The 5,186-nt window shown below is 69.5% G+C and carries 5 protein-coding genes; 4 read left to right on the top strand and 1 reads right to left on the bottom strand.

The window, feature by feature from the left end:
* Positions 1–123 precede the first annotated feature (123 nt).
* From TSH20_RS23175 to TSH20_RS23165, 3 genes are read left to right on the top strand one after another with little or no spacing between them, the layout of a single operon-like run.
* On the top strand, positions 124–1,647 hold the full coding sequence (locus tag TSH20_RS23175; protein ID WP_109157503.1) for an altronate dehydratase family protein: 1,524 nt from the start codon (positions 124–126) through the stop codon (positions 1,645–1,647).
* 42 nt (positions 1,648–1,689) lie between these two features.
* Complete coding sequence (locus TSH20_RS23170) at positions 1,690–2,673, top strand: DMT family transporter (protein ID WP_109157502.1); 984 nt, start codon at positions 1,690–1,692, stop codon at positions 2,671–2,673.
* 46 nt (positions 2,674–2,719) lie between these two features.
* Positions 2,720–3,640 carry a sugar kinase gene (locus TSH20_RS23165; protein WP_109157501.1) on the top strand — a complete coding sequence of 307 codons (921 nt, stop codon included), beginning with the start codon at positions 2,720–2,722 and terminating at the stop codon, positions 3,638–3,640.
* Between the two features lie 25 nt (positions 3,641–3,665).
* Here TSH20_RS23165 and TSH20_RS23160 read toward each other — a convergent pair whose 3' ends face one another.
* A complete protein-coding gene (locus TSH20_RS23160; RefSeq protein ID WP_199232139.1) occupies positions 3,666–4,268 on the bottom strand; it encodes a TetR/AcrR family transcriptional regulator in 603 nt (200 codons plus the stop codon).
* A 73-nt stretch (positions 4,269–4,341) separates the two neighbouring features.
* Between TSH20_RS23160 and bdcA the strand changes: the two genes are divergently transcribed.
* Entirely contained in the window at positions 4,342–5,055 is a 714-nt protein-coding gene (gene bdcA / locus TSH20_RS23155; RefSeq protein WP_109157500.1) for an SDR family oxidoreductase, read from the top strand.
* Positions 5,056–5,186 lie beyond the last annotated feature (131 nt).

Here is a 5,186-nt window from a genome sequence, read left to right as displayed (position 1 = left end):
CCTAACCCTCTCCCCGCTTTCGGCGGACCAAAGGTCCGCCTGTCGCGTCAGCGCAAACGAAGTTTGCGCGTGAGCGGGGGAGAGGGGACATCGCGACATACGTCTCCTCAAGGACATCTTCCCATGGCATCGCTGACCATCCGCCTGCACCCCGCCGACAACGTCGTCGTCGCCGGCGCCGACCTGGAGCCCGGCACCGCCCTGCCCGGCACAGAAGTCGCGACCACCGGGCCGGTGCCGGCCGGGCACAAGGTCGCGGTGCGCGCCATCGCGCCGGGCGAGCCGGTGCGCAAGTACAACCAGGTCATCGGCTTCGCCACCGCGGCGATCCAGCCGGGCGACCATGTCCACGTCCACAACATGGGCATGGGCAGTGATTTCGAGCGCGATTATGCCTTCGGCGCCGACGTCCACCCGGTCGAAATGATCCCGGAGGCCGAGCGCGCCACCTTCCAGGGCATCGTTCGCCCGGATGGCCGGGTCGCCACCCGCAACTACATCGGCGTGCTGACCTCGGTGAACTGCTCCGCCACCGCGGCGCGGATGATCGCCGACCATTTCCGTGGGCCCGCGCTGGCGGCCTATCCCAACATCGACGGCGTCGTCGCGCTGACCCACGGCTATGGCTGCGGCATGGCCGGCAGCGGCGAGGTGATGGACACCCTGCGCCGGACCATCGCCGGCTACGCCCGCCACCCCAACTTCGCCGCGGTGATCCTGCTGGGTCTCGGCTGCGAGGTGAACCAGATCGACAAGCTGATGGAGGCCACCGGCCTTGAGGCGGGCGCCCGCGTCATCCCCATCGGCATCCAGGACATGGGCGGCACCGCCGCCGCCGCCCGCGAGGGCATCCGCCGGATCGAGGCGCTGCTGCCGGAGATTAACGACGTCACCCGCCAGACCCTGCCGGCCAGCCACCTGACGCTGGCTCTGCAGTGCGGCGGTTCCGACGGCTATTCGGGCATCACCGCCAACCCGGCGCTGGGCTATGCCGTCGACCTGCTGGTCCGCAGCGGCGGCACCGCCGTGCTGAGCGAGACGCCGGAAGTCTACGGCGCCGAGCATCTGCTGACCCGCCGCGCCGTCCGCCGCGAGGTGGGCGAGGCGCTGGTCGAGCGCATCGGCTGGTGGGAGGACTACACCAGCCGCACCGGCGGCGAGATGAACAACAACCCGTCGCCCGGCAACAAGAAGGGCGGCCTGACCACCATCCTGGAGAAGTCGCTGGGCGCGGTCGCCAAGGGCGGCACCACCCCGATGACCGCCGTCTACCGCTATGCCGAGCCGATCACCGACAAGGGCTTCGTCTTCATGGACACGCCCGGCTACGACCCGGTGTCGGCGACCGGCCAGGTGGCGGGCGGCGCCAACGTGCTGTGCTTCACCACCGGCCGCGGCTCGGTCTTCGGCTGCAAGCCGACGCCCAGCCTGAAGCTGGCGACCAACAGCACGCTGTTCCGCCGGATGCCGGACGACATGGACATCGATTGCGGCGCCATCGCCACCGGCGATGCCTCGATCGAGGAGGTCGGCCGCGCGATCTTCCAGCTGGTGCTCGACACCGCGTCGGGCCGCAAGACCAAGAGCGAGGAACTCGGCGTCGGCGCCGATGAGTTCGCCCCTTGGCAGATGGGAGCGGTTATGTAAGGGGTCCGCCCCCTTATCGGAAACCGTTGAAGAGCCGGCACCATGCCTGACAGTTCCACCCCTCTCTCTGGCCCCCACCGCGATCCCGGCCCCCAGCCGGTCAACGCGCCGCAGACCCCGATCCAGCCCACTGGATCGACGTCCAAGGGCACGGAGCCGATGCGGGCGATCCTGCTGGTGGTGCTGGCGGTGGCCTGCCTGTCCTGCTCCGACGCCACGGCGAAATATCTCGGCCGGACCCTGCCGCCGGCCGAGATCGCCTGGATGCGCTATGTCGTCTTCACCGCGCTGGTGATGCCGCTGGCGTTGCGCGGCGGCTCGCTCCGGGTGCTGAGGACGACGCGGCCGGGACTTCAGGTCGTGCGCGGCCTGGGCATGCTGGGCTCGGCGCTGTTCTTCATCATGGCGATGCAGCATCTGCCGCTGGCCGAGGCCGCGGCGATCAGCTTCGTCTCCCCCGTCTTCGTCACCGTGCTGTCGATCCTGCTGCTGAGCGAGAAGGTCGGCATCCGCCGCTGGGCGGCGCTGCTGGTCGGGCTGGCCGGCGTCATCATCGTCATCCGGCCGGGGGCGGACGGGTTCCAGCCGGCCTCGCTGCTGCCGATCCTGACCGCCTTCAGCTGGGCGCTCGGCCTTGTGGCGACGCGCAAGATGACGGTGCAGGAAAACCCGCTGACCACCATGGTGTGGAGCGCGCTGACCGGCCTGATCGTGCTGACGGCGCTGCTTCCCCTGCATGCCGCATGGCCGACGCCGTGGGAGATGCTGCTCGGGGTCTTCATCGGGCTGGTCTACACCCTGTCGCAATGGCTGCTGATCCTGGCCTACCGCCAGGGCGAGGCATCGGTGCTGGCGCCCTTCACCTATGTCCAGCTGATCTGGTCCACCGCGCTGGGATTCCTCGTCTTCGGCGCGGTGCCCGACCATTGGACCTTCGTCGGCACCGGCGTGATCATCGCCAGCGGCCTCTACACTGCGCACCGCGAACGCATGCGGGCACGGGAACGCCGCGCTGCGGCGGCATGAAATAATAAGGATTTGCCGGGGCATTCCCGGCTTGCGGAGAACAAGCATGACCGACACGCCCAACCGCGTCGCCGCGCTCGGCGAATGCATGATCGAGATGTTCCGGCGGCCGGACGGGTCGCTGACCATGGGGTTCGGCGGCGATACGCTGAACACCGCGGTCTATCTGGCGCGTCTGGGCACGCCGGTCGACTATGTCACCGCACTTGGCGATGACACCATCAGCGAGGACATGATCGCCGCCTGGGCCGCCGAAGGGGTGGGCACCGGCCATGTGCTGCGCGTGCCGAACCGCCTGCCCGGCCTCTACCTGATCGAGACGGACGCCAGCGGCGAGCGCCGCTTCCTCTACTGGCGCGACCGCGCGCCGGCGCGCGAACTGTTCGCCCTGCCGCAGACGCCGGAGCTGTCCAAGGCGCTGGAAGGCTACAGCATCGTCTACCTGTCCGGCATCAGCATCGCCATCCTGGGCGAGCAGGGCCGCGAGCGGCTGTTCGAGGTGCTGCAACGGGTCCGCGCGCGCGGCGGCAAAGTGGCGTTCGACACCAACTGGCGCCCGCGCCTGTGGCCGGACATCGAGACCGCCCGCGCCGCCTTCGACCGCATGCTGCGGCTGACTGACATCGCGCTGCCCGGCGTCACCGACCTGCGCGACCTCTATGGCGATGCCGATGCCGACGCCGTGTTGGCCCGCGTCCGCGACGCCGGTGTCTCCGAGATCGTGCTGAAGCTGGAACAGCCCGGCTGCATCGTGTTCCAGGACGGCAATGCCGTCGAGGTTCCCGCGCAGAAGGTCGCCACGGTGGTCGACACCACGGCGGCCGGCGACAGCTTCAGTGCCGGCTATCTGGCATCCCGCCTGCGCGGCGAGGGTCCGGCCGACGCCGCCCGCGCCGCCCACAAGCTGGCTGCCGCCGTCATCCAGCACCGCGGCGCCATCATCCCGCGCGAGGCGATGCCGGCCTGAAACACCGCGGTTCCAGCCCCCAACGTCACCCTTCCGCCGCCAGTTCGCGGCGGAAGGCGCGGCCCGCCATCTGAGCGACAGCGGTCAGCGCCTCCTCGCCCATGCCGTCACGCGCCGCCGCCGACATCCCCTTCATCGTGATTGCGACGAAGTCCGTCAGCGCGTCGGCCCGCTCCGGCTCCTCCGTCGCGATGAAGTCCCGGATCGCCGCCACGCCGGCCTTCCTCAGCGCCTCGGCCAACGCGCAGGCTTCCGGATCGGCGCTGTTGCGCGCGCCATCGAGCACGAGGCAGCCCGCCACCCCGTTCCGTTCCGGATAGAGCCGCGCCGCCAGCAGCAGCGTGCGCTCGATCACCTCGGCCACGCCGCCGCCGTCTGCCTGCGCACGGGCGAAGATGTTCGCCTCCCCCGCCGCATAGCGCCGGAGCGCCCGCTCGAACAGCCCGGCCTTGCTGCCGAAGGCCGCATAGAAGCTCGGCGGCTTGATTCCCAGCTCCGCCCCCAGCTCGGCGACGCCCACCGCGTCGTAGCCGCGCGCATGGAACAGCTTCATCGCGGTCTCGACCGCCTCGTCCACATCGAAGGAGCGCCGCCGTCCCCGCGCTCCGGAGGATTCTGTAGCGACCACTATATTTTCTCCTTGCGCAAATCCTTTGCCCGGATTTATATAGCGATCACTATATTTTATCAAGGAGCGCATCATGGGTGAGTTCACCGGCCGCAAGATCCTGGTCCTCGGCGGCAGCCGCGGAATCGGCAAGGCCATCGTCCGCCGCTTCGCCAAGGCCGGCGGCTCCGTCGCCTTCACCTATGCCGGGTCGAAGGACGCCGCCGAGGCGCTTGCCGCCGAAACCGGCGCGGAGGCCATCCGCACCGACAGCGCCGACCGCGACGCCCTGATCGCCACCGTGGCGGAGCGCGGCGCGCTGGACGTGCTGGTCGTCAATGCCGGCACGGCAATCCTCGGCGATCCGCTGACCTTCGACCCCGACGCCGTCGACCGGATGATCGACATCAACGTCCGGGCGCCCTACCACGCGGCGGTCGAAGCGGCCCGGCGCATGAATGACGGTGGGCGCATCATCGTGATCGGCTCGGTCAACGGCGACCGCATGCCCTTCGCCGGCGGCGCCGCATACGCCCTGACCAAATCGGCGGTCCAGGGCATGGTGCGTGGCCTCGCCCGCGATTTCGGCGATCGCGGCATCACCGTGAACGCCATCCAGCCGGGTCCGACCCACAGCGACATGAACCCGGCCGACGGCCCGATGGCGCCCGCCATGCACAGCTTCATGGCGATCAAGCGCCACATCGACGCCGACGAGGTCGCCGAACTGACCGCCTACGTCGCCGGCCCGCATGCCGCGATGATCACCGGCTCGTTCCAGACCATCGACGGCGGCTTCGGCGCCTGACGGTCGCCCTCTTCCTTCGCTAAACTATACACGCAGGACGAGATCCCCTCTCCCCCGCTCACGCGCAAACTTCGTTTGCGCTGACGCGACAGGCGGACCTTTGGTCCGCCGAAAGCGGGGAGAGGGTTAGG

The organism is Azospirillum sp. TSH20 (assembly GCF_003115935.1).
GTDB lineage: Bacteria > Pseudomonadota > Alphaproteobacteria > Azospirillales > Azospirillaceae > Azospirillum.
Note: the sequence above shows the minus strand (reverse complement) of the source record. Positions and strands in the feature narration are given on the sequence as shown.